The organism is Micromonospora sp. NPDC049559 (assembly GCF_040676675.1).
Lineage (GTDB): Bacteria > Actinomycetota > Actinomycetes > Mycobacteriales > Micromonosporaceae > JBFAPK01.
In genome coordinates this window covers 267369-291346 of the sequence record NZ_JBFAPK010000001.1, presented here as the reverse complement: position 1 = coordinate 291346, position 23978 = coordinate 267369, and the positions used below count along the sequence as shown (strand labels likewise).

Here is a 23978-nt window from a genome sequence, read left to right as displayed (position 1 = left end):
GGGACGCTAGCGGCAGGGACCCGGGTTTCCGCAACGGTAGTGGCCCGGACCAGCGGCGGTTCCCGGCCGGACCAGCGGCGGTACCGGCCGGGAGCAGCGGGCGTGGCCGAGCCGCCGGAGGTTACGTACCTTGGGGCGGGTGCGGCAGCCACTCGACCCCGACCTCTTCGCCCGATGCGCGACCGTCCGTACGCCGATACAGATCGGCGACAAGTGGACCTCGAAGATCATCACCTGCCTGCTGGACGGCCCGCGCCGCTTCACCGAACTCCAGGTGCCGCTGCGCGGGATCACCCCGAAGGTGCTGACCGAGTCGCTGCGGGCGATGGAACGCGACGGGCTGGTCACCCGTACCGTGTACGACGAGATCCCGCCCCGGGTCGAGTACGAGCTGACCGCGCTCGGCCGTACCCTGCTCGGACCCATGGCCGCCTGCTGCGCCTGGACCCGGGAACACCTCCCCGAACTGCTCGACGCCCGGGCGGCGTACGGCGCAAGATGATCAACACTCTCCGCTGCCCCGCCGATCATGGAGTTGTGGTCGACGTTTTGCCCGGGATGTGCTGCTTCGTCCCCGCCACAACTCCATGATCGGCGGGGAGTCGTAGGGGCGGGCGGCGGGCCCACGTCGCCCACCGCCACAGCCACTCCAGCGGGCCGTTGCGGTACCGCGCCAGCCAGAGGGTGGACCAGAGCCACTGGACCGCGAGAATCGGACCGGCGATCAGGAACACCGTCGCCACCGACCACTGCTCCGGCCGGCCGCCGACGAACCGGCTCACCGCCAACACCAGCACCGTCGCGGTCAGGTAGTTGGTCAGCGCCATCCGGCCCAGCGGCGCGAAGACGACCCGCAGGGCGGCCCGCAGCGGGGTCCGGAGCAGGACCAGCAGCCCACAGACGTAGACCCCGGCGAGCAGCAGCCCGCCCAGGGCCATCGGGCGGATTCCGGCCGTACCGGTCGACCGGGCCTGCCACCACAGCACCGGCGCCGCCACGACCGTGAGGACCAGGCCCAGCACGGCGGGTACCCGGGTCGACCGTCCCATCCGGGCGATCACGCCGTACCGGGTCAGCGCCGAGCCGAGCAGGAACAGCCCGGCCACCAGGGTGAAGCGGCCGTCGCCGAGCAGCAGCGCGGTCGCCAGCAGGAGCGGGCCCAGCGCCGCCACCGCCCACCGGGGCAGCCAGCTGGCGGGGAGCAGGACCAGCAGGCCCATGACGGCGTACGTGGAGAGGATGTCGCCCTGCCAGAGCAGGAGCAGGTGCGCCAGGCCGACCGCGAGCAGCACCAGCAGTCGGCGTACCAGGATCAGCCGGGGACGGATGGCGCCGCGCCGCCCGGCGGCCCGCTCCCCGACGGCGCCTTCCCGCGCGGCGCGTTCCTGGGCCGAGGCCAGTAGCAGCGAGAACCCGACGCCGAAGAGAAAGGCGAAGATCGGAAAGAAGCGCTGCTCGACCAGCAGCCCCAGCCAGGCGTGCCCGCTGTCCAGGCCGAGCGCGGGACCCGGGGCGATGACCGCCCGACCGCGATTGGCGATCGGCTGCGCGTTGGCCAGCAGGATGCCGCAGAGCGCGAAGCCGCGGATCACGTCGAGCGCGGCGATCCGGCGGGAGTCGTGAGGTGACATGCGGCCCATCCTGTGGAGCCGGGACGCCGCCGGCATCGGGCCGAAGCACGGTACGCGCGGCCGTCGACCGTACTTTCGGCCGGTTCGGCGCGGACGCGGATTTCGTAGCCTCGGCGGGATGGATCCTCGGGATTGGCTGGGCCGCCGCTTGGGCGACCTCGGGCTCGCCGGGCTCACCGGCGCGGCGCTCGCGCTTCAGGCGGTCGCGATCGCGCAGAGCTGGGGCGCCGGCTACTGGCCGTTCGACTGCGCCGCCGGAGCGGCGACGTGCGCGGCGGCGCTGCTGCGTCGCCGCCACCGGTCCGGCGCGGCGCTCGCCGGCCTCGCCCTCGCGGCGGTCGCCGTCCTGGTCGCCGGCACCGCCGCGCTCCCCGCCGAGCCGAGCCCCGCCATGGCCCTCAACCTCTCGGTCCTCGTCGGCTCGGCGGTCCGGGCGCTCCCCGTACCGTGGGCGAGCGGCATCGCGGGCGGCGGGCTCGCGGTGGTCGCCGGTACCTGGCTCGCCTTTCCCGTCGACGGCGGCAGCCGGGCCGTGACGTCCTGGAACGCGGCCGCGTGGCTCGCGGCGCTCGCGGCCGGGCTGGGGCTGCGGCTGCTCGACGCCCGGCGGCGGGCCGTCGCCGAACGGGTACGCCGGGACGAGCGCCTCAACCTCGCCCGCGAGCTGCACGACGTGGTCGCCCACCACATCACCGGCATCGTGCTCCAGGCCCAGGCCGCGCAGCTCGCCGCCGGCGGGCGTTCCTGGGACGACGTGCCTGCCGGCGGCGACGTGCCGCCCGAGAACGGCGCGCCCGACGTGCCGCCCGGGAACAGCGCGCCCGACGTGCCGCCCGGCAGCGGCGTTCCCGACGTGCCGCCCGGGAACAGCGCGCCCGACGTGCCGTCCGGGATCGACGTGCTCGTCGGCATCGAGCGGGCCGGCTCCGACGCGCTGGCCGCGATGCGGCGCGTCGTCAGCCTGCTGCGCGACGCCGACGACGCGCCGCCGGCCACCGCCGCCCCGGAGCGGATCGGCGAGCTGGTCGAACGCTTCGCCGCCCATCACGGCAGACCCCACGACGACCCCCACGACAGACCCCACGGCAGGCTGCGCGGCGGGCCGCACGGCGGGCCCAGCGTGCGGCTCCGCATGCCTGACGACGAACCGGAGTGGCCCCCCGAGGTGACCAACACCGTGTACCGGGTCGTCCAGGAATCGCTGACCAACGTCGCCCGCCACGCCCCGCAGGCCCGCGCGGTCACGGTCGACGTCACGCGGGAAGGCTCGGCCCTCACGGTCGAGGTGGCCGACGACGGCCCGCCGGTCCGGGCCCGGGCCGACCACCTCGGCGGGTACGGCCTCGTCGGGATGCGGGAACGCGTCGAGGCCCTCGGCGGTACGCTCCGCGCCGGACCGAGGGCCGGCGCCGGCTGGTGCGTACGGGCCACGCTGCCCGTACCCGCCCGGGAGGCCCGATGACGATCAACGTGCTGCTCGCCGACGACCAGGCGATGGTACGGAGCGGCCTGCGGCTCATCCTCGAAAACCAGCCCGACATCGGCGTGGTCGCCGAGGCCACCGACGGCGTCGAGGCGGTCGAGCTGGCCCGGCGGCTCCGCCCCGACGTCTGCCTCGTCGACATCCGCATGCCCCGCCTCGACGGCATCGAGGTCACCCGCGCGCTGGCCGGCCCCGGCGTCGTCCACCCGCTCCGGGTCGTCGTGGTCACCACCTTCGACCTCGACGAGTACGTCTACGGCGCGCTGCGCGGCGGGGCCGTCGGCTTCGTCCTCAAGGACGCCGGCCCCGCGCTGCTCGTCGAGGCGGTACGGGCCGCCAGCGTCGGCGACGCGCTGATCTCGCCGGCCGTCACGCTGCGACTGCTGCGCCACGTGACGGCCGGCGGGGCGCCCACCCGAGGATCGCGGCGCCAGCCGGTGCGGCCACTCTCCGAACGGGAGTTGGAGGTGGTGCGGGCGATCGCCACGGGGCGTACGAACCAGGAGATCGGCGCCGAGCTGTTCATCTCGCTCAGCACCGTGAAGAGTCACGTCTCCGGCATCCAGACCAAGCTCGGCCTCCGCAACCGCGTCGAGATCGCCGCCTGGGCCTGGGAGAACGGCGTCGTCCGAGGTGGGTAGAAGTAGAGGTCCGGTCGTGCCAACCGCAGCCGCTGAACCTGCCTCCGGATGTAGTCGGGCCTGCCGACGCCTATCCCAGCAGGGTCAGGGCCTTCGCCACACCCGGATCCCGCCCGGCGGACAGATCCGCGGCGGTCATCGGCGCCAGATGGTCAGGGGCGACGCCGATGGTGTTGATGATTTCTCGGTTCGCGCCGATCTCGCGGAGACTGGGCAGGGTCAGCTCGCTGTTGTCGTCCAACCGGTACGGCAGGGTCGGGCCGGAAACCAGGCCCGCGGTGCGGGTACCGACCAGGGTGCCGAGGTGGAGATCTTTGACCGTGCTGGCGAACGAGTCGCAGGCCGAGGCGCAGTTGCGATCGGTCAGCGCGACCAGGGGGAGGTTCAGCAGCGGTACCGTGTCGTCGGGGTGGTTGGCGGTGCAACGATCGCGCACGTCGCACCAGTAACTCGTGGTCTTGCCGTGGACGAAGGCGCCCAGTAGCCTTCCGAGCTCCGACCCGGAACCGCCGCCGTTGCCCCGCAGATCGAGGATGATCCCGCGCAGGGTCGTGTTCCTGCGCAGGTCCGCGATCGCATTGAGCGCCTGGTCGGCAACCCCGGGAAAGAAGCCGGGAATCGTGACGTAGGCGATGTCGCCGGGCAGCAGCTCCGCCTCGGCCTTCGGTTGTTGTTGCGAAAACGCGGCCGGTGTCACCGTCATGGTGAAGGTCTCACCGGTGACTGGGCGTCGCAATGTGAACTGCAGCGGGCGCCCCGGTGTCGGCGTCGTGAGCCAATCAACGACACCGCCGGTCACCATCCCGTTGAGGATCAGCGGTACCCCGTTGACCGTGGCCACCTCGTCGCCCGGCTTGATCCCGGCGCTCTCCGCGCCGCTGCCCGGGGCGACCGCGGTGACGAAGATCGGCGCGGTGATGGCCGGGTCGATGCCATCGGGACGCAGACCGGAGAACTTCAGGCCGAGCAGGCTTCGCTGCTGGGGCAGGCGGTTCCAGTTGGCGTGGTTGTCGCCGAGAGCGGCCACCATGCCTCGCAACGTCGCTTCCGCGACAGCCTGCCGCAGTGCGGAGTCCTCCGGCAGCTTCGCGCCGATCTTCTGGTAAGCACGACTGAACTCGGCCCAGTCGGCGTCCCTTCTACCGGTCAAAGCTGGCACCGTAGCCTGCGACTGATCCAGTCTGCGGCGTTGCAACTCCTGGGTGAGCGCGGCGAAGGCCGGCACCAGCAGGGTGCGGTCGTCCAGTACCGAACCGCTGTAGTAATGGTCGAAGATGCAGTAGTACGCCTGCTCGATGGTGGTGATCGTGGTCGGCTTCGACAGGGTCGGCTGCGAGGTGGCCGGCTGCCCGATCGGTCCGGTGGGGGCGGCGCAGACCGGTGGGCGGCTGGACGCTTCAGCGGTACTGGACGGGGAGACCACGAGCGTCGCGGCGTAGCCAACGAGCGCGGCCGCCGTCGCCGTGCCGGCCGCGATCCGTAGCTTGTTCTTCATGCCGCCCACGATCGCGGTCGTGCCGTTGCGGGGGCGTGAACGCAACCGTTAACGCCGCCGTAGCGGCGCCTCTGCTACAGAGCCAGCCGGTGCGGCCACTCTCCAAGCTCGGGCTCCGCCGCCCGCCAGCCGAGTGCGCCCCATGATTGTTAGCTGTGAACCGGTGCCTTCGGGCTCCGATGGCACCGGAACGGAACTAACGATCAACGGCCGCCCGGCAGGCGGACCATCTGGGTGCGGTACGCCGGGCTGCGCCGGGTCCGGCCGCGACCGTCGACACCGCGCCAGCCCTCGCGTACGAATCACGGGTCACCGGCGCGGCACCGTGCCGGCGGCAACCAGCGCTGACACCGGCCGCTCAGCTCTTTTCTCGTTCCTGGTAATCGATCGGGTCCGAGCCGACAAGTACGTGTGACGGCCCGGACTACGGAGGTGCGATGCAGGAACGGAAAGAACGCTTGAGCGAACTCTTCCGTCGGCATGCCGACGACATTCACGCGTACGCGGCCTGGCGAGTCGGTCGCCACGACGCCGCCGACATTGTGGGCGAGGTCTTCCTGACGGCCTGGCGGTCGCTCGACCGCGTACGCGTGGGTCAGGAACGCGGCTGGCTCTTCGGGGTGGCCCGCACGGTCGTCCTCGCCCGCCTGCGGAAGGGCGTCGCCACGGCGCTGCTGGGCGAGCGCCTCGCCGCGTACGGCGACCCGGAGCTGCCGGAGGACCGGATGGCCGAGGAGGTCGCGCGGCGGGACGAGGTACGCCGCACGCTGGAGTCGCTCCGGGAGAGCGACCGGGAGGTGCTGGTCATGGCCTTCTGGTTCGACCTGCCGCCGGGCGACGCGGCCCGCGCGCTCGCCATCTCCAGGGCCACCTACGCCGTACGGCTGCACCGCGCCCGGGCGCGTTTCCGGCAGGCGTTCGAGCGGTCCCCCTCGCCCCGGCACGCGCCACGGCCGACGCCCGCCGCGCTGTGAAGCGCCACGTCGGCCCCCACCCACATTGGACATCCCAGGAAGGAACCCTGATGAACACTGACGACATGCTGCGCCGCTCCCGGCCACAGCTTCCCGGTTGGGCGGCGAGTCCCGCGGGCCGGCAGACACTGGAGTCGCTGACCCGGGAGCTTCCGGTGTCGGCGTCGGTGGTGTCACCCGCCCGCCGGCCGCTGCTGGGCTGGTCGATCGCCGGAACGGCGGTGCTCGCGGCGGCCGCCGCGGTGGCCGTGGCGCTGCCGGGAACCACCCCGGCACCGGCACCCCGGACGCCCCCGCCGGCGGCGGCCGGACCCGGCGCGTCGCCGTCCGCGCCGCAGCTGCTCCTGGCGGCGGCGACCCAGGCGGAGCGGACGCCGGACACCGGCCGGTACTGGCGGGTCAAGCAGCTCGTGACGGTCCGCACCGTCCGGATCGGTACCGGCGCCAACGGCTACGACCTGGCCGAACGGCAGCTCCTGGAGAAGTGGGAACCGCGCAACCCCGGCGAGCGGGGCTGGTTCGGTTACCGGAGCCTGGGCGTGCGTCCCGCCACCGAGGCGGACGAGCGGGCCTGGCGGGCGGCGGGGTCGCCGACGCGGTGGAATGTCGGACCGGCCGACAGCCCGGACCGGAAGGACGTGATCCTGACGACGGCTCCCGACGCGGGCACGCTCACCCGCGCGCAGGCCACGGGAGCCACGTACCTCGGTGACCTCGGCGGACTGGACGTGGCCGGCGTACGGGCTCTGCCGACCGACCCGGCCGGACTGCGGCGCTGGGTCGACGAGCGGTTGCAGCGCGGGATGGGGATCGCGCCGGACAGCCCGGACAACGCCCCCGTCGCCTTCGACGTCCTCACCCAACTGCTGGTCGACGTACCGGCCCCGGCGGCGGTACGGGCGGCGGCATACCGCGCGCTGGCCGGAATCGAGGGCCTGCGCGACTGCGGTGAGGTGAAGGACGCCAACGGGCGGCCGGGACGCTGCGTCGGACTCGACGCGGGGGTGCACAGCCCGAAGACTCAGATGATCATCGACCCGGACGCGCACACGATGCTGGCCCGCGAACGGAGTTCGGGCAAGCGCGCCGACGGCAAGCCGATCAAGTGGGACAACACGGTGGTGCTCGTCGCCGAGTGGTCGGACGCGACGCCGCAGATCCCGACCCTGCCCTGACCGACCGATCCACTCCGAGTACCCGAGGAAGCCTGATGCGTTACACCCGATGGCTGGCGGCCACCGTCGGCCTCACCATGCTGGCCGGTCTTTCCCCGGCCGCCGGAGCGGCCGGGGCGGCGGACCCGTCCCCGGCCGGCAAACCGGGCACGGCGGCGGGCCCGTCCCCGGCCGGCCGCACCGGTCCCGATGCCGGTGCCGGCGCCACCGTGACCCTGCTGACCGGCGACGTGGTGGAGCTGCTCTCCGCCGAGAAGATGAACGTGCGGCCGGGCGCCGGCCGGGAGCGCGTCACGTTCCTGACTCAGGAACACGACGGCCACCGGTACGTGATCCCGAGCGACGCGGCCGGCCTGATCGCGGCCGGCCGGCTGGACCGGCGGCTGTTCGACCTCACCACCCTGACGGCACTCGGCTACGACGACGCGCGGAGCCAGCGCCTTCCGCTGATCGTCCGCGCCGAGCCGTCGTCCGGTACCGCCCGGACCCGGGCCTGGGCGGCCGCCCAGCGGGTCGACGTCACCGGCGAGGTGCCCGCGGTCGGCGCCGTCGCCGTACAGGCGACCAAGAAGGACGCCGGCCGCTGGTGGTCGGCGCTGACCAAGGGACGTACCTCGCCGACCTTCGCCGGGGGAATCCGCTCGGTGTGGCTGGACGGGAAGCGACAGGTCAGCCTCGACCGCAGTACCGCCCAGATCGGCGCCCCCGCGATGTGGCGGGCCGGCTTCACCGGCAAGGGGGTGAAGGTGGCGGTGCTCGACACGGGCATCGACGCCGGCCACCCCGACTTCGCCGGGCGGATCGTCGCGAACCACAACTTCACCGAGGTACCCGAGGCGGGCGACGTGATCGGCCACGGTACCCACGTGGCGTCCACGATCGCGGGCAGCGGCGCCGCCTCGGGCGGCCGGTACCAGGGGGTCGCGCCGGACGCCTCGCTGCTCGTCGGCAAGGTCTGCGAGGACCGCGGCTGCAGCGACTCGGCGATCCTCGCCGGCATGCAGTGGGCCGCCGAACAGGGCGCCGACGTCGTCAACATGAGCCTCGGCGCGCCCGACACCCCCGGCACCGACCTGATCGAAGAGGCCGTCAACCAGCTCAGCACCCGATACGGCACCCTCTTCGTGGTCGCGGCCGGCAACGACGGTGCCGCCGGTCCGGGCAGCGTCTCGTCGCCCGCGACCGCCGACGCGGCGCTCGCGGTCGGTGCCAGCACCCGGTACGAGAACGTCGCCGCCTTCTCCAGCCGGGGCCCCCGCGTCGACGACGGCGCCAGCAAACCGGAGATCGTGGCGCCGGGGGTCGACATCGTCGCGGCCCGCTCGTCGACCGCGCCGGTGCCGCCGGTCGACGAGCAGACCCCGGCGTACACCGCGATGAGCGGTACCTCGATGGCGACGCCGCACGTCGCCGGGGCCGCCGCGCTGCTGGCCCAGCGCCGCCCCGACTGGTCCGGAGCGCGCCTGAAGGCGGCGATGGTGAGCACCGCGACGTCCTTCACCGACGTCGACCGCGACGCACAGGGCGCCGGCCAGCTCGACCTCGCCGCGCTGCTCGGCCGGTCCGTGCTGCCCGACACGGGCAGCCTGGACCTGGGGCTGCAGTCCTGGCCACACGGCGACGACCAGCCCGTCAGCCGGCAGGTCACCTACCACAACGACGGGACGGCGCCGGTCACGCTCGACCTGAGGGCCACGCTCACCGGGCCGGGCGGCGTCGTCCCGCCGACGTCGATGCTCGCCGTCAGCCCGAGCCGCATCACCGTGCCCGCCGGCGGTACCGCCGCCGTGACGGTCACCGTCGACACCCGGGTGAAGACGCCGGACGGCCGGTACGCCGGACAACTCGTCGCGAACAGCGGCGGAACCAGCGGCGGTGGAGCCAGCGCTCGTACCCTGCTGTCGGTGATGCGCGAGGCCGAGCACCACGACCTGAAGCTGCGGGTGCTGGACCGGGACGGGGCCGCCGCCCAGGCGTACCTCGGACTGGCCACCTCCTGGTCGACCGACGTGAGCACGCCGGCCTGGGAACCGGGCGGGCAGGTGCTGCGGCTGCCCGTGGACGACTACACGATCGGCGCCCAGATCGTTACGGCCGAGGGAACCGACGCGGAGACCTGGACCCTGCTCGCGCTGCCGAAGCTGCGCCTGACCGGGGACACCGAGGTCGTGCTCGACGCCCGTGCCGGCAAACCGATAACGGTCGGCGTGCCCGAGCCGACGGCCGAGTTCGCCCAGGCCTCCACCGGGTACCGGCTCGCGGCCGTGGGCTCCGGGCTCGACACCACACTCTCGGTCAGCAACCTCAACCGGGGCCCGGACAACATCTACATCGCCCAGCTCGGCGCGGTCGCCCCGGGTGAGCGGTTCCGGTCCGACGTCTCGGCGCGCTGGCTGCGGCGCAGTTCGGACGGTCGGTTCCTGAACAGTCCGTACAGCTACAACGCCATCTGGCCGCGCATGGGCGGCGTCCCGAACGGCTTCGCGGCGCGGCTGCGGGCGGAGGATTTCGCCACGGTACGCACCCGCTTCAACGGTCCGCAGGGGCACTACGGCAACGACGGCGCCCAGTCGACCGGGAGCAGCGCGTCGTTCGTCTACGTCACCGGCCAGACGACGCTGCCGGCGAAACGGACCGACTACTACTACGCCCCGGCGGAGATCCCCTGGTTCCAGGTGTTCACGGAGACCGCCACGTACCCCTCGGGACCGAGCCTCAACGCGGTGTCCAGCAAGGACCACGGCTACCGCGCCGGTCAGATGTACCAGGAGGAGTGGAACGGGGCGGTCTTCGGGCCCGGCTTCGGCCACCAGAACCCACGCTCACCCCAGGGCGTGGTCCGGAGCCCGAACGACGAACTCCAGGTGAACCTCAGCGCCGTGGTCGACCCGGTACCCGGGCGGTCGGGGCTGCCGAAGTACCGCACCGACAGCGGCCGGCTGCGGCTGTACCGCGACGGTCAGCTCGTGGCCGAGAACCCCGCCACCCCCGGTTCCCTGACGAACGACCTGCCCAGGGCCGCGGCCACCTACCGGCTTGAGCAGGAGGTCGACCGGCACAGCTACTCGCCGGTCACGCAGCGGGTCTCGGTCGCGTGGACCTTCCGCTCGGCGCACGTCGCCGCCCCGCTGCCGGTCTCCGTCATGGCGGTGCACTTCGCGCCGGCGCTGGACGAGGCCTACCGCGCGCCGGCCGGGCAGCCGTACCGCATCCCGGTCCGGGTCGAGCACCACAACCCCGCCGACGGCGCCACCGTCACGAGGCTGACGGTCGACGTCTCGTACGACGACGGCAAGACCTGGCAGCCGGCCACGGTCACGGGCACCGGTGACAACCGGGCCGCCACGGTCACCCACCCGGCCGGCGCGGGCCACGTCTCGCTGCGGGCCACCGCCACCGACTCGCTCGGCGGCAAGGTGGAGCAGACGATCCTCCGGGCGTACCTGCTGCGGGGCTGACCCGCGACCGGCAACCCTTCGACGTGCCCGTGGTCTCCGGCTCGGCCCGGAGACCACGGGCACGGGCGCACGTACCCGCCGTTCTGGCTCGTCAGCCGCAGTTGCCCCAGGTGGTCCGGCCGGCGCCCACCCACATCGTGCCGTTGAGGATGTCGCCCTCGTACATGACGCAGGTGTCCACCGCGGAGCGCTGGACCGCGGCGTAGTACTTGTAGTTGCCGGACTGCTCGGCCCAGGAGCTGCCCTCGACCCGCAGCCGCGCGTCGACGCCGGTCGCCGTTCCGACGGCCACCGCCTTGAGCGTGACGACGCAGTTGTACCCGCTCGCGCCGTTGTACATCAGGTAGACGTCGCCCACCCTGCTGCCCCCGGAGGAGATGGTCCGGTGGCCGTCGGAGGCCTGGTACCAGGACCCGCCGAAGTCGTTGTTGCAGGCCTGGGCCGGCGTGAAGGGGTTCGTCGCCGCGCGGGCCGGGGTACCGAACGCCGCCACGGCGGTGACCGCCGAGAGAATCGAGACCGTCACTCGTCGCGCCAGTACGCGCACATCGTCCTCCAGAACTCCGGCGCGAAGATCGCGCCCTTATGGGACGCGGTGACCATATCCGATGATCAACGGGCGGCTTCCGACCCGGTCTCGTGATCGGTCGACCGGGCCCGTACCGACGACAGGAGCAGCTCCGCGACCATGGCGGGCCGCGTGACCATCGCCAGGTGGTCGGCGTCCCGGCGCCGGACCAGGTACCCGGACTCCTCCGCCAGCTCTGCCGCGGGCTCGTACGCGGCGCTCAGCCGGAGATAGACGCGCCGCGCGGAGTCCCATGCCCCGCCGGACTCGGGCAGCACCTCGGAGACGACTTCCCACGGCAGTTCGGGCGCGTCGTGCAGCACCCGGCGCCGCTGCTCGGGATCGGGCAGCAGACCGTCGAGGGATCCGGTCGGGAACCACGCGCCCCACCTCGGCAGCCGGCCCGACGCCGCCACCTTCCGCAGCCATGCGGCCCGCTCGGGCGGCACCGACCCGACCCAGCTGCTGCCCGGGTACGGCAGGCGGGCGTCCACGAAGACGACGTCGAGCCGATCACCCCCGACCGCCTCGGCGATGCCGGGCAGGTACGCCCCCGCGCGGCTGTGACCGGCGACGACGCTGGGCGTACCACCGTCGACGCTGGCAACCGCCGCCGCGCACACCGCCGCGTGGAAGGACGGCGCATCGAGGCAGGGGCGGAGGTCCGGCACCGCCACCCGCCACCCCGCCGCTTCGAGGTACGGCCGCAGCGCGTCCCACGTGGACGGGGTGAGGAGCGGGCTGTGGACGAGCAGCATCGTCGGCTCAGCGGGCACGGTCCCATCCTCGTGCCTCAAGCCGGCCCCGGCACCGGGCGAACGCCGGCCTCGTGGATCGGTCGACCGGGCCCGGGCGGACCGCCGACCTTGAACCGAGCCTCGATGCGGAGGTCCCCTGTCCCGCCCTCACCGTCGTGGATCTGCGCCTGGTGGTGTGCCGTGACCTGTACACCCTCACTTGTGCTCCGTGCTGGGCGTGCGCTGTCTGCCGGGGAGTCGAACCCCCACGCCTGCCCTCGGCGCACCAGGAGGAACCGGATTTCACCCGCCGGTCCTCGGGTTCGCGCACGCCTCCACGTCGGCTACCTGCTCCGCATCCTGTTCTCAGTCCAGCAGGTCGACCTCCCAGTTCGTCCGCTGGATGAGGGTGTCGACCTCGCGCAACTGCCGCGCGAGGTCGTCGGCCTGTCCGCGCAGCTCGGCCACCGGCAGCGCGGGGATCATCTTCAGCTCGGACCGCAGCTGCCGGAAGCCCCGCTGACCGTCTCCCGCCGCGGCGTCAGCGGCGGACGTGACCAGACTGTGCCGCAGGCGCAGGACGTCGCGCCGAGCGAGCGCGTCGGTGAGCGTGCCACCGTCGACCGTGGTGGCCGCGTTGGTGCGGTTGATCCGCCGGATCAGCGCCTCCAGCTCACCGAGCACCTCGCCGGCCTCGGCGAGCAGCGCCGCCGGGTCCTCGGCCGGTGCCTCGCCTTCCTGGTAACGCGCGCTCGCGGCGACGCGGGTACGGAGTTGTTCGACGCGCCGCGATGCTTCCGCGCGCAGCGCAAGGGCCTCAGCGAGCTTCACGCCGACCAGTATGGCCAGCAAGGATCATCACCGCTTCCCCATTTCGCCGCGGTAGACCCTCGCCCGTCCCCCGTTTCGCCGCGGTGGACCGCGTGGTGGCCGCTCCGGACGGGGACCATCGGTCATGATCTGCAACAGCTCGGGTACGACGACCAGGTCGGGCACGGCACGCCGTCGAGGTGCATCGTGCGGGCGGGGAACCGGACGGCGTCGTGAATCCGGTGGATTGAGACCGCAAGATCACCAGCTGGCTCTTTCCGGCTGCAAAAGCAACAGCGCCGACCGGCGTTTCCGCTGGTCGGCGCTGTGCTAAGCCCGGCGAAAGGCTATGTGGCCAGGGGCGGGGTCGAACCGCCGACCTTCCGATTTTCAGTCGGACGCTCGTACCAACTGAGCTACCTGGCCGGGATGGTGCTCGGGTCATCTTACCCGTCCGGTGGGTGAGCCGCCGACCGGGTTAGCTGTCCCGAAACGCAGAACGCCGCGCGTATGGCACGCGCGGCGAGCGGCGCTGGCGGTCCTGACGGGACTTGAACCCGCGACCTCCGCCTTGACAGGGCGGCGAGCACTCCAACTGCTCCACAGGACCTTGCAACCGGCCGAGCCGGAATATTACTAGTCTTGCTACCCCCGGCCGGGCCGGGGGGTGTCACCGTGCCCCCAACGGGATTCGAACCCGTGCTACCGCCTTGAAAGGGCGGCGTCCTGGGCCGCTAGACGATGAGGGCGGCCCCGCCATCATTGCACACTGGCAACTTGTGCGGCTGTGCTCCCATCCGGCCCCGCCGGAGGCTTCGAAAGCATACGTGATGCCGACCCGCCCAACCAAACCGGTATCGCCCCGGCCCGCCACCCGCCGCTGAGCTGCGGCTGGGCCGCTCCCGGCGGGTGTTGGGCAATCGTGGTACGAGCGGGCCCCTCGGGGGGCCACCCCGTACCAAGATTTATGAGCAGGCGGCCGGGGAGATCATTTGAGCAGGGTTACGCCGTACCGGCGCTTCAGCTCGCCGATCACGGCGGGGCAGGCGGCGAGGGTGGCGCTGCGGTCGCCGCCCCCGTCGTGGAGCAGCACGATCGAGCCCGAGCGGGTGGTCGTGCTGATCCGTTTCGTGATCAACGGCGCGCCGGGCTTGTCCCAGTCGCGGGGGTCCACGTCCCAGTGCAGCGGGACCATCCCGAGCGCCTTGGCGACGTGCACCACGGACGGGGTCCACTCGCCGCCGGGTTGCCGGTAGAAGGGGATCCTGACCCCGGGTACGGCCCGCCGGATCTCGCGGTTGGTCTGGTCCAGGTCGGCCCGGATCTGCGCCTCGGGCTTCTTGCCCAGCCGCAGGTCGTGCGCCCAGCTGTGGTTGCAGAGGGTGTGCCCCTCGCGCACGATCTGCGCCACCAGCTCCGGGTTCTTGCGGACCCGGGTACCGACCAGGCAGAACGTCGCCTTGACCTGCTGGGTGCGGAGCTGTTCCAGGATCTTCGGGGTCCAGGTCGGGTGCGGCCCGTCGTCGAAGGTGAGCGCCACCGCCGACACGCCGGTCAGCCGCCGGGTGCCGTGCGGCCCGATCTTGGGCCGGGGCGCGGGCGGCTTGCCCGGCTTCGCGCCGCCGCCCTTCGGCGCGCCCTCCTGACCGGCACCAGGACCGTCCGGCGACCCGGGCGCGGGGCTCGGCGACCCCGCGGCGGCGTCGATGGTCCTGCTGCGCCAGGAGGTGGTCTCCTCGGCCGGTAGGTCGCCGAGCGGCCAGATACCGAGAAGCAACACCAGCGCGGCCAGACGGGCCGCGAAGGCGGCATGTCCCGGCACGGTGAGGCGAGCCGCAATAGCGGCGTGTCGCGGCATGGATATCACCCGAGGGGGCTTCGGGAACAAGGCGAACCCACGCTAGCGGAAACGAATACCGATCGTGTTCCCGGACGCCGTGCCGTCCATGCGCATCGCGGAGGGGGTATGCGACCTTCAGGACGGCGGGGACGTCACCGATCCAGCGATCTCCGTACCGCCACGGCCAGCGCCAACGCCTCCTCCAGGGTGCCCGGCCGCAGCACCCCCGGCGGCAGCGCCGGGGGATGCCAGCCGGGCCCGGCGGCGAGCACCAGCAGCGGTCGCCGCCGGCTCGCCAGCAGCGCCGCGAGCGGGCCCGGATCGGCGGTGGCCGGCGCGTGCGACCAGACCGCCACGGCCGCCGGCCCGGTCCGGTGTACGGCCCCCAGCAGGGCCGCCGCCGGTACCCGGGCGCCGAGCAGCCGGCAGCCGACGCCGACCTCGGCCAGCGCGGCGGCCAGCGCCTCCAGCGGCAGGCTGTGCTGCTCCTCGTCGGCGCAGGCGAGCAGGATGCGGGCCGGCCCCGGCCCGAGTACCGCCCGCCGGGCCGCGCCGGCCAGCGCCTCCGAGACGCAGCGCGAGACGAGGTGCTCGACCTCGACCAGGGCGCCGGTGGCCGCGTGCCGCTCGCCGATGCCGGTGAGCACGGGCCGGACCAGCCCGTTCCAGGTGGCGACCACCCCGTCGGCCAGGATCGCCCGGTCGAGGGCGTCGCGCATCGCGGCCGCGTCCAGCCGCATGGCGGCCCGGGCCAGCCCCCGGGCGGCGGGTCCGGCCCGGCCGACCGGGATGGCGAAGCCGCCGCCGGCGCGGCGCGTACCGGGCTGCTGGCGGTGCGCCGTGGCCTGCTCCGGTACCGGCGGGTCGGGCGGGCGGCGGGCCCAGCGGGCCGCCTCGGCCGGGGTGACCCCCTCGGCGGTCAGCCGGCGCATGACCTCCAGGCGGTCGAGGTCCTGCGGGGTGTAGCGACGGTGGTGGCCCGGGGTGTGCTGGCTCGGGCCGAGCCCGTAGCGCTGGTGCCAGGTGCGCAGGGTGGTGACGGCGATGCCGAGCCGGCGGGCCACCGCCCCCGCGCTGAGGGCGTCATCGCCCAACCGACCGCTCCGGTGCCTCCTCCAGCGACGCGCCGGTCCCGACCGACCCGGCGGCCGCCGGTTCGTGCGAGCCGAGCCGCGTCGCCGGGCCCGCCGGTTCGCCCGCGTCGAGCCGGGCTGCCGGGCCCGCCGGGTCGCCGGCCCGGTGCCGGAGCAGCCGTTCGGTCACCCCGCCGAGCCACGGCGCGTACCGCTGCGGCTCGGCGTCGATCTCGGCGAGCAGCCCGGCCGGGTCGACCCAGCGCAGGTCCGCGATCTCGGTCGGGTCCGGCCGTAACGGGTCGCCCGGGGTGAACCGCCCGAACAGCACGTGGTCGTACTCGTGCTCCACCCGCCCGGTGACCGGGTCCTCGGCCCGGTACACGTAGACGCCGACCTCGGTGAGCGGCACCGGCCCGGCGCCCAACTCCTCGCGTACCCGCAGGTTCGCGGCGTCGGTGAGCGACCCGCCCGGCGGCGGGTGCCCGCAGCAGGAGTTGCCCCAGCGCAGCGGGAAGCGGGTCTTGCCGGCGGCGCGCTGCTGGAGCAGCATCCGCCCGTCGGGCGCGACCAGCAGCACCGAGAAGGCGCGGTGCAGCCGGCCCGGTGCCTGATGCGCCTCGTCGACGGTGGTGGCGCCGGTCGGCCGCCCGGTCTCGTCGACCAGTTCGACCAGGTGTGCCTCGCGGGAAGACGTCATCGAACACCTCCGGTCACCCGGGCGGCGGCGAGCTTCCCGGAGATCAACACCATCGGTACGCCGACGCCGGGCTGCGTGCCGGAGCCGACGAAGACCACGTTGGACAGGGTGCGGTGCAGGTTGCCGGGGCGGAAGGGGCCGGTCTGGCCGAAGCTGTGCGCGGCGGCGAACGGCGTACCGGCGGCCATTCCGGCGTCGGCCCAGTCGGCCGGCGTGACGATCCGGGAGACCTCGACGCCCTCGGCGAAGCCGACGTAGCCGCGCCGCTCCAGCGTCGCCATGAGCTCGTCCGCGTACCGCCGGGGCAGGTCGCCGCGCCAGTCCAGCGGCCCCGCCTCCAGGTTCGGTACGGGCGCGAGCACGTAGTAGGTGTGCCGGCCGGCGGGCGCCAGCCCGGGATCGCTCCGGCTCGGGTTGGTGACCAGCAGGGACGGGTCGGTCATCAGCCGGCCCTGCTTGATCACCTCGTCGAAGGTGCGCCGCCACGCCCGCCCGAAGTGGATGTTGTGGTGGGCCGCCCCCCGGTACGCCTGTCGCGAGCCGACGTGCAGCACGACGCAGGAGGGCGAGTAGCGCAGCCGGCGTACCCGGGTGGGCGGCAGCAGGTCGCGGTAGGCGATCGGCAGGTCGGGGTTGAGCACCACCACGTCGGCGGCGATTCGCTCGCCGTCGGCCGTCAGTACGCCCGTGGCGCGGTCGCCGCTGGTCTCCACCCGGCTCACCGTGGTGCCGTACCGGATCTGCACGCCGTGCTTCTCGGCCGCGCCGGCCATGGCCCGAGCCACCGCGTGGATCCCGCCCCGGGGGAAGTAGACCCCGGCGACCGAGTCGAGGTAGGCGATGACCGTGTAGATGGCGAGCGCGTCGTGCGGGGCGAGGCCGGCGTACATCGCCTGGAACGAGAAGATCCGCCGGGTCCGCGGGTCGGCGAAGAACTGATTGATCTTGCTTTGCAGTCGCCGGAACGCGCCGGCCGCGAAGAGCCGCAGCAGGTTGGCGGTGAGCAGGTCGCGGGGCGAGTCGAGGTTGCGGTCGATGAAGTCCGCGCGCTCCAGCCGCCACAGCCGCCGGGCGTACTCGACGAAGCGCAGGTAGCCGTCCGCCTCGCGGGGTCCGCAGACGCGCGAGATCTCGGCCGCCATCCGGGCCGTGTCCGTGATCACGTCGAGGGTGGAGCCGTCCGGGTAGTGCGCCCGGTAGGCGGGGTCGAGTAGCTCCAGCTCCACCCAGTCGGCCAGCTCCTCGCCGACCGCCGCCAGCGCGTCCGTGAGCAGCTCCGGCATGGTCAGCACGGTCGGCCCGGTGTCGAACTCGTACCGCTCGGCACCGCCCGGCGCCGGCAGGCTGAGCCGCCCGGCGCGCCCGCCCGGTACCGGTTCGCGCTCCAGCACCGTGACCTGCCGCCCGGCGCCGGCCAGGTGCAGCGCGCAGGCCAGGCCGCCGAGTCCGGCGCCGACCACGACCACGTGGTCGCTGCGTCCGGTAACGGTGCGCATGCCCTCACCCCCTTGGGATCCTCACATCATGCCCGCCAATGCGTCGCCGTCACAGGGAGTCGGGCGAGTGTGACCGTACGAACCGACCGGTTTGCCGGGTCGGATCGGCGGTACGCGGGCGGCAAGGCCCGTGGTCGCGCTGCCGGAATGTCCGCGCAGCGTACCGTAGAGTGTCAGTTGCGTCGATTAGTGCATCGATCAGCTTGGAGGGGAGACGGTGCGGACGGATCTCACCGCTGCCTACGAGCGCTGCCGCGAACTGCACCGGCGACACGGGCGCACCTACTACCTGGCGACCCGCCTCCTGCCCGCCTGGAAGCGGCGGCACGTGCACGCCCTCTACGGCTTCACCCGGTACGCCGACGAGATCGTCGACCGGACCGACCAACTGCCACCCGCGGCCCGCGCCGCCCGGCTCGCCGAGTGGTCCGACCGCTTCGTCGCCGGGCTGCACGGCGCGGCCGTCGACGATCCGCTGCTGCCGGCCGTACTGCACACCATCGCCGCGTTCGACCTGGACACCGCCGACTTCTCGACCTTCCTGCGCAGCATGGCGATGGACCTCACGGTCACCTCGTACGACACCTACAACGACCTGCTCGACTACATGGACGGCTCGGCGGCGGTGATCGGCAGCATGATGCTGCCCATCCTCGGCAGCTCCGACCGGGCCGCCGCCCGCGAGCCGGCCCGCCAGCTCGGGCTCGCCTTCCAGCTCACCAACTTCATCCGCGACGTCGCCGAGGACCTGGAGCGCGGCCGCGTCTACCTGCCCGGCGAGGACCTCGACAGGTTCGGGGTCACCCGGGACGACCTGGTCACGGCCGCCGCGCGGCGCGCGGCGAGCCCACGGATCCAGGAGCTGATCGAGTACGAGGTCGGCCGCGCCCAGCTCCACTACGCGGCGGCCGCCCCCGGGGTGGTCCTGCTCACCCCGGGCTCGCAGACCTGCATCCGGACCGCGTACCAGCTCTACGGCGGGATCCTCGACGAGGTGGCCGCCGCGGACTACGACGTCTTCGCGCGGCGCGCGGTCGTACCGAACTGGCGCCGCGCGGTCGTGGCCGCCCGGGCGCTGCTGACCGCGCCGGGCACCCCGGTCGTCGTACCCGGGCCGCGCCCGCCTGCGCTGGCCCCGCGCCCGCCGGCGGCGACCGGCTGACGGCGGGGCGGATGGTCGCCGCCGCGGCGGGTGCGCCATGCTGTCCGGGTGACGGAAGACAGGCAGGTCGACGTGGTGGTGGTCGGGCTCGGGGTCGGCGGCGAGGAGGTGGCCGGCAAGCTCGCGGCCGCCGGTCTCACCGTCGTCGGGATCGAGCGCGGCCTGGTCGGCGGCGAGTGCCCGTACTGGGGCTGCGTGCCGACCAAGATGATGATCCGGGCGGGCAACGCGCTCGCCGAGGCGCGCCGCGTCGACGGCCTGGCCGGCAGCGCCCAGGTCGTCCCGGACTGGGCCCCGGTGGCCAAGCGGATCCGCGAGGAGGCCACGGATACCTGGGACGACACCGTCGCGGTCGAGCGCTTCACGGGCAAGGGCGGGCACTTCGTCCGGGGCACGGGCACTATCGAGGGGCCGGGGCGGGTCCGGGTCGGCGACGACGTCTACCAGGCGAACCGCGGGATCGTGATCGGTACCGGCAGCGCCCCGGTCGTCCCGCCGGTGGACGGGCTGGCCGGCACGCCGTACTGGACCAACCGCGAGGCGGTCGAGGTCGAGGAGCTGCCCGAGTCGCTGGTCATCCTCGGCGGCGGGGCGATCGGCGTCGAGCTGGGCCAGGTCTTCGCCCGGTTCGGCGTACGGGTGACCATCGTGGAGCACAGCGGCCGGCTGCTCGCGATGGAGGAGCCCGAGTCGTCGGTGCTGGTCGCGGCGGCGCTGCGGGCGGACGGCGTGGAGATCCACACCGGCGCGCTCGCCGAGCGGGTACGCCACGACGCGGACGGCTTCACCGTGTACCTCTCCACCGAGGCCGTGGTCACCGGCGAGCGGCTGCTGGTCACCACCGGCCGGCGGGCCCGCCTGGCCGGGCTGGGGCTGGAGTCGGTCGGCGTCGACCCCGAGCAGCGGAGCCTCCCGGTCGACGAGCGGATGCGGGTGGCGGACGGCATCTGGGCGGTCGGCGACGTCACCGGCCACGGCGCGTTCACGCACGTGGCGATGTACCAGGCCGGCATCGCGATCCGGGACATCCTCGGCCAGGGCGGGCCGGGCGCCGACTACCGGGCGCTGCCCCGGGTCACCTTCACCGACCCGGAGGTCGGCGCGGTCGGCCTGACCGAGCAGCAGGCCCGGGAACGGGGCATCTCCGTGCAGGTGGGGCTGACCGAGCTGCCGGGCTCGTCCCGGGGCTGGATCCACAAGGCCGGCAACGAGGGCTTCATCAAGCTGGTCGCCGACGCCGAGCGGGGCGTACTGGTCGGGGCGACGTCGGCCGGGCCGGTCGGTGGCGAGGTGCTCAGCGCGCTGGCGGTGGCCGTGCACGGGTCGGTGCCGGTCGAGTCGCTGCGGCACATGATCTACGCGTACCCGACGTTCCACCGGGCGATAGAGGCGGCTTTGCAGGATCTGCGGTAAGAGGGCTGCAAGCGGGACGGCAAGGGTGGCAGGATCCGGTTAAGTTCTTGCAGCCCCTTGCCGTACGATTGCGGGCGTGACGAGAAGGCTCACCGAGGTCGCGAAGAAGGCCGGCGTCAGCGAAGCCACGGTGAGCCGGGTGCTCAACGGTCGCGACGGGGTCTCCGAGGCCACCCGTACCGCCGTGCTGACCGCGCTCGACGTGCTCGGCTACGAGCGGCCGACCAAGCTGCGCGGGGAGCGGGCCCGGCTGGTCGGGCTCGTCCTGCCCGAACTGCAGAACCCGATCTTCCCGGCGCTCGCCGAGGTGGTCACCGGCTCGCTCGCGCAGCGCGGCTTCACCCCGGCGCTCTGCGCCCGCACCATCGGCGGCATCTCCGAACCCGACTACGTGGAGATGCTGCTGGAGCACCAGGTCTCCGGCGTGATCTTCGCGGGCGGGTCGTACGCGCTCGCCGACGCCAAGCACGACCACTACCGCCGCCTCACCGACCGGGGACTGCCGGTCGTGCTCGTCAACGCCGGCGTCGACGAGCTGGACTTCCCGCGCGTCTCCGCCGACGACGCGGTCGCCGTCGAGCAGGCGTACGGCCACCTGCGCTCGCTCGGCCACGAGAAGATCGGCATGGTGCTCGGGCCCGAGGACCACGTGCCGTCCCGCCGCAAGCTCGCCGCGATGGCGCAGGTCGCCGGCTGGTCCGACGGCGAGGAGTACGCGGTGCGCTGCAATTTCTCCATGGAGGCGGCCCGCGTGGTGGCGCCCCGGCTGATCGAGCGCGGCGTCACGGGCATCATCTGCGCGAGCGACGTGCTCGCCCTCGGCACCATCCGCGCGGCGCGCCGGCTCGGCTGCGCGGTACCGGCCGACATCTCCGTCGTCGGGTTCGACGACTCGGCGCTGATGACCTGCATCGACCCGCCGCTGACCACCGTGCGGCAGCCCATCGAGACGATGGGGCAGGCGGCGGTGGACCTGCTCGTCACCCAGATCGAGGGCGTCGGGGTGCTGCACGACGAACTGCTGTTCGAGCCGGAGCTGGTGGTGCGGGCGTCCACCGCGCCGGCCCGCAAGCGGTAGTCCGCACCGTCCCACCCCCACCCGATCACCGGGACCGCCGTGTGTAGCGGCGGGCTCGGGGTATCCGGCTGCCCGGACGAGGTGGGGTGGTCTAGTGGATTCGTACCCTCCGGTGGAGGCCCACGGCCTGATCGGCGACCTCCAGACTGCGGCGCTGGTGGCGTCGGACGGCACGCTGGACTGGTTCTGCGCCCCCCGGTTCGACTCGCCCAGCCTCTTCGCCGCACTGCTCGACCGGCACAGAGGTGGTCACTTCCGGGTGTCGCCCGAGGGTGTCGAGTACACGTGCAAGCAGCTTTACCTGCCCGGAACGCCGATCCTGATCACCCGCTTTCTCAGCACGGACGGCGTCGGGGAACTGGTCGACTTCATGCCCGTCGCCGGGGATCGCCCCACCGACCGGCACTGCTTGGTGCGGATGTTGCGGGTGGTCCGAGGCGCCATGCGGTTCCGATTCGAGTGCGAACCCCGCTTCAACTACGGTCGGGATCCGCACGAACTCGAGATGCACCTCGAAGGACAGCTTTTCCGCACCTCCGCGTACTCCCTCACCATTAGCGCGGTGCGATACCCGGACACCCGGCTCAGGGAACGGACAATCCACCGGAGCGAGGAGAGCGGCGTAAGCGTGACCTTCACGCTGCGCGAGGGCGAGCAGTCGGGTGTGGTCGTGGAAACCGGAGTGTCGCCTGACCCCCCGCGCCTTTTCACCCCCGCCGAGGTGAGCGACATGCTGGTGCGGACGCGCGAATTCTGGCGGGAGTGGCTCGCCCGGTCCCGGTACAGCGGGCGTTGGCGGGAAATGGTCGAGCGGTCCGCGATGACGCTCAAGCTCATGACGTACGCACCGACCGGCGCGGTGATCGCCGCCCCCACCGCCGGGCTGCCGGAGCAGATCGGCGGGGAACGCAACTGGGACTACCGCTACACCTGGATCCGCGACGCGTCGTTCTCCGTGTACGCCCTGCTCAGGCTGGGCTTCACCGACGAGGCGCGGCAGTACCGACGATGGGTGGACGACCGGATCCGGGACGCCGAGGAGTTCGGCGTACCGCTCCAAATCATGTACCGCGTCGACGGCTCGCCGGATCTCACCGAGGAGGTGCTGGACCACCTTGAGGGGTACCGGGGATCCGCACCGGTGCGCGTGGGCAACGGTGCGGCTCGGCAACTGCAACTCGACATCTACGGCGAGGCCCTCGACGCCCTCCATTTCGCCGACACCCACGGCCTGATGGGTTCGCACGCGGAGTGGCTGAGCACGGTGCGGATGGTGGACTGGCTCTGCGAGAACTGGGACCAACCCGAGGAGGGGATCTGGGAGACGCGCGGCGGCCGCCGGGACTTCACCTTCGGGCGCCTGATGTCCTGGGTGGCCCTCGACCGCGCGGTCCGCCTCGCGCACCAGCGCGGCCGGCCGGGTGACACCGGTCGATGGGTGAACGCCCGGGACCAGATCTACGAACAGATCATTAGTCGCGGATTCCATCCCGGGCGCGGTGCCTTCGTGCAGCACTATGCGAGCGATGTCCTGGACGCCGCGCTGCTCGCCATGCCATCGGTCGGATTCGTGGCACCGACCGACCCGCTGTGGCAGTCGACGTTGACGGCCATGGACGCGGAACTCGTCTCCGACAGCCTCGTCTACCGGTACGACCCGGCCGCCTCGCCCGACGGCCTTCCCGGTCGGGAGAGCACCTTCACCATGTGCACCTTCTGGTACGTCGAGGCGCTGGCGCAGTCCGGACGTCTCGACGACGCCGCGCTGGTGCTGGAGAAGATGTTCACCTACAGCAGCCCGCTCGGCCTCTACTCCGAGGAAGTCGCCCCGACCGGCGAGCAGACTGGCAACTTTCCCCAGGCGTTCAGCCATCTCTCGCTGATCAGCGCCGCGCTGGGCCTCAACCGGCTCCTCGACGCCCGCGGCTGAGCCACCCGCCGCTGAGCCACCCGCCGCTGGGCCGCCCCGGCCGCTGAGCCGGCCGCCGCTGGGCCGCCCCGGCCGATGGTTCGTCCCGTGCTGCCCACCTTGTCGGTGTCACGGCTCCCCGGTCGACGCGGGAACCCGGCGGGTCGATCGAGTCGGGTGGATGGGGTGGATTGCGGGCGGATGGCCCGGGCGGAGAGTAGTCGCAGTCTTTCTAATTCTCGTTGACTTCTTGCGGCAACCGGTTCGTGTTTGTATCGTCATCGCCACGAAACACGACACGTACGAGAGCCACATCACATTCCCGCGCGCACCAC

19 protein-coding genes and 3 tRNA genes are annotated in these 23978 nt (G+C 72.9%); 10 read left to right on the top strand and 12 right to left on the bottom strand.

Annotated elements, in window-relative coordinates:
* Positions 1 to 139: 139 nt before the first annotated feature.
* Positions 140 to 502, top strand: coding sequence for a helix-turn-helix domain-containing protein (locus AB0J86_RS01265; protein ID WP_363850617.1), 363 nt, complete (start codon positions 140 to 142; stop codon positions 500 to 502).
* A 25-nt stretch (positions 503 to 527) separates the two neighbouring features.
* Here the strand turns inward: AB0J86_RS01265 and AB0J86_RS01260 are convergent, their stop codons facing one another.
* On the bottom strand, positions 528 to 1631 hold the full coding sequence (locus tag AB0J86_RS01260) for a DUF418 domain-containing protein (protein ID WP_363850614.1): 1104 nt from the start codon (positions 1629 to 1631) through the stop codon (positions 528 to 530).
* Positions 1632 to 1749: 118 nt separating this feature from the next.
* On the opposite strand from AB0J86_RS01260, the gene AB0J86_RS01255 reads away from it, so the two are divergent.
* Positions 1750 to 3093 (top strand): histidine kinase, encoded by a 1344-nt coding sequence (locus AB0J86_RS01255; protein WP_363850611.1) that lies wholly within the window; start codon positions 1750 to 1752, stop codon positions 3091 to 3093.
* Entirely contained in the window at positions 3090 to 3755 is a 666-nt protein-coding gene (locus AB0J86_RS01250; protein WP_363850608.1) for a response regulator transcription factor, read from the top strand. Before AB0J86_RS01255 ends, AB0J86_RS01250 begins: the two co-directional genes overlap by 4 nt.
* Before the next feature lie 70 nt (positions 3756 to 3825).
* On the opposite strand, the gene AB0J86_RS01245 is transcribed toward AB0J86_RS01250, so the two are convergent.
* Positions 3826 to 5250, bottom strand: coding sequence for a S41 family peptidase (locus tag AB0J86_RS01245; RefSeq protein ID WP_363850605.1), 1425 nt, complete (start codon positions 5248 to 5250; stop codon positions 3826 to 3828).
* A 437-nt stretch (positions 5251 to 5687) separates the two neighbouring features.
* On the opposite strand from AB0J86_RS01245, the gene AB0J86_RS01240 reads away from it, so the two are divergent.
* The 3 genes from AB0J86_RS01240 to AB0J86_RS01230 are packed head-to-tail and all read left to right on the top strand — an operon-like array spanning position 5688 to position 10857.
* Positions 5688 to 6224 (top strand): sigma-70 family RNA polymerase sigma factor, encoded by a 537-nt coding sequence (locus AB0J86_RS01240; protein WP_363850603.1) that lies wholly within the window; start codon positions 5688 to 5690, stop codon positions 6222 to 6224.
* A 50-nt stretch (positions 6225 to 6274) separates the two neighbouring features.
* Entirely contained in the window at positions 6275 to 7399 is a 1125-nt protein-coding gene (locus AB0J86_RS01235; RefSeq protein WP_363850601.1) for a CU044_5270 family protein, read from the top strand.
* Between the two features lie 35 nt (positions 7400 to 7434).
* Entirely contained in the window at positions 7435 to 10857 is a 3423-nt protein-coding gene (locus AB0J86_RS01230) for a S8 family serine peptidase (protein ID WP_363850598.1), read from the top strand.
* Between the two features lie 91 nt (positions 10858 to 10948).
* Here AB0J86_RS01230 and AB0J86_RS01225 read toward each other — a convergent pair whose 3' ends face one another.
* From AB0J86_RS01225 to crtI, 10 genes are all read right to left on the bottom strand, one after another.
* Positions 10949 to 11383, bottom strand: a complete 435-nt coding sequence (locus tag AB0J86_RS01225) for a hypothetical protein (protein ID WP_363850595.1) — start codon at positions 11381 to 11383, stop codon at positions 10949 to 10951.
* Between the two features lie 86 nt (positions 11384 to 11469).
* Positions 11470 to 12201, bottom strand: coding sequence for a hypothetical protein (locus tag AB0J86_RS01220; RefSeq protein WP_363850593.1), 732 nt, complete (start codon positions 12199 to 12201; stop codon positions 11470 to 11472).
* A 327-nt stretch (positions 12202 to 12528) separates the two neighbouring features.
* A complete protein-coding gene (locus tag AB0J86_RS01215; RefSeq protein WP_363850591.1) occupies positions 12529 to 12993 on the bottom strand; it encodes a DIP1984 family protein in 465 nt (154 codons plus the stop codon).
* 331 nt (positions 12994 to 13324) lie between these two features.
* Positions 13325 to 13398 (bottom strand) — tRNA-Phe (locus tag AB0J86_RS01210).
* A 107-nt stretch (positions 13399 to 13505) separates the two neighbouring features.
* Positions 13506 to 13582, bottom strand: a tRNA-Asp gene (locus AB0J86_RS01205).
* A 66-nt stretch (positions 13583 to 13648) separates the two neighbouring features.
* Positions 13649 to 13721: transfer RNA gene (locus AB0J86_RS01200), tRNA-Glu, on the bottom strand.
* 239 nt (positions 13722 to 13960) lie between these two features.
* Positions 13961 to 14830: a polysaccharide deacetylase family protein gene (locus AB0J86_RS01195; protein WP_363850588.1), complete on the bottom strand. Its 870-nt coding sequence runs from the start codon at positions 14828 to 14830 to the stop codon at positions 13961 to 13963.
* A gap of 134 nt (positions 14831 to 14964) precedes the next feature.
* On the bottom strand, positions 14965 to 15906 hold the full coding sequence (locus tag AB0J86_RS01190; RefSeq protein WP_363850585.1) for a MerR family transcriptional regulator: 942 nt from the start codon (positions 15904 to 15906) through the stop codon (positions 14965 to 14967).
* Positions 15896 to 16585 carry an isopentenyl-diphosphate Delta-isomerase gene (idi, locus tag AB0J86_RS01185; RefSeq protein WP_363850582.1) on the bottom strand — a complete coding sequence of 230 codons (690 nt, stop codon included), beginning with the start codon at positions 16583 to 16585 and terminating at the stop codon, positions 15896 to 15898. Before idi ends, AB0J86_RS01190 begins: the two co-directional genes overlap by 11 nt.
* Positions 16582 to 18081, bottom strand: coding sequence for a phytoene desaturase family protein (crtI, locus tag AB0J86_RS01180; RefSeq protein ID WP_363850579.1), 1500 nt, complete (start codon positions 18079 to 18081; stop codon positions 16582 to 16584). Before crtI ends, idi begins: the two co-directional genes overlap by 4 nt.
* 217 nt (positions 18082 to 18298) lie before the next feature.
* Between crtI and AB0J86_RS01175 the strand changes: the two genes are divergently transcribed.
* The 4 genes from AB0J86_RS01175 to AB0J86_RS01160 all read left to right on the top strand — a co-directional run bounded on the left by AB0J86_RS01175 (position 18299) and on the right by AB0J86_RS01160 (position 23664).
* The gene (locus AB0J86_RS01175) at positions 18299 to 19243 is read left to right on the top strand and encodes a phytoene/squalene synthase family protein (RefSeq protein WP_363850576.1); all 945 of its coding nucleotides are present in this window, start codon (positions 18299 to 18301) and stop codon (positions 19241 to 19243) included.
* A 48-nt stretch (positions 19244 to 19291) separates the two neighbouring features.
* The gene (locus AB0J86_RS01170) at positions 19292 to 20656 is read left to right on the top strand and encodes an NAD(P)/FAD-dependent oxidoreductase (protein ID WP_363850573.1); all 1365 of its coding nucleotides are present in this window, start codon (positions 19292 to 19294) and stop codon (positions 20654 to 20656) included.
* A 76-nt stretch (positions 20657 to 20732) separates the two neighbouring features.
* Entirely contained in the window at positions 20733 to 21734 is a 1002-nt protein-coding gene (locus tag AB0J86_RS01165) for a LacI family DNA-binding transcriptional regulator (RefSeq protein WP_363850570.1), read from the top strand.
* Positions 21735 to 21828: 94 nt separating this feature from the next.
* Positions 21829 to 23664: a glycoside hydrolase family 15 protein gene (locus AB0J86_RS01160; protein ID WP_363850567.1), complete on the top strand. Its 1836-nt coding sequence runs from the start codon at positions 21829 to 21831 to the stop codon at positions 23662 to 23664.
* Positions 23665 to 23978: the final 314 nt, after the last annotated feature.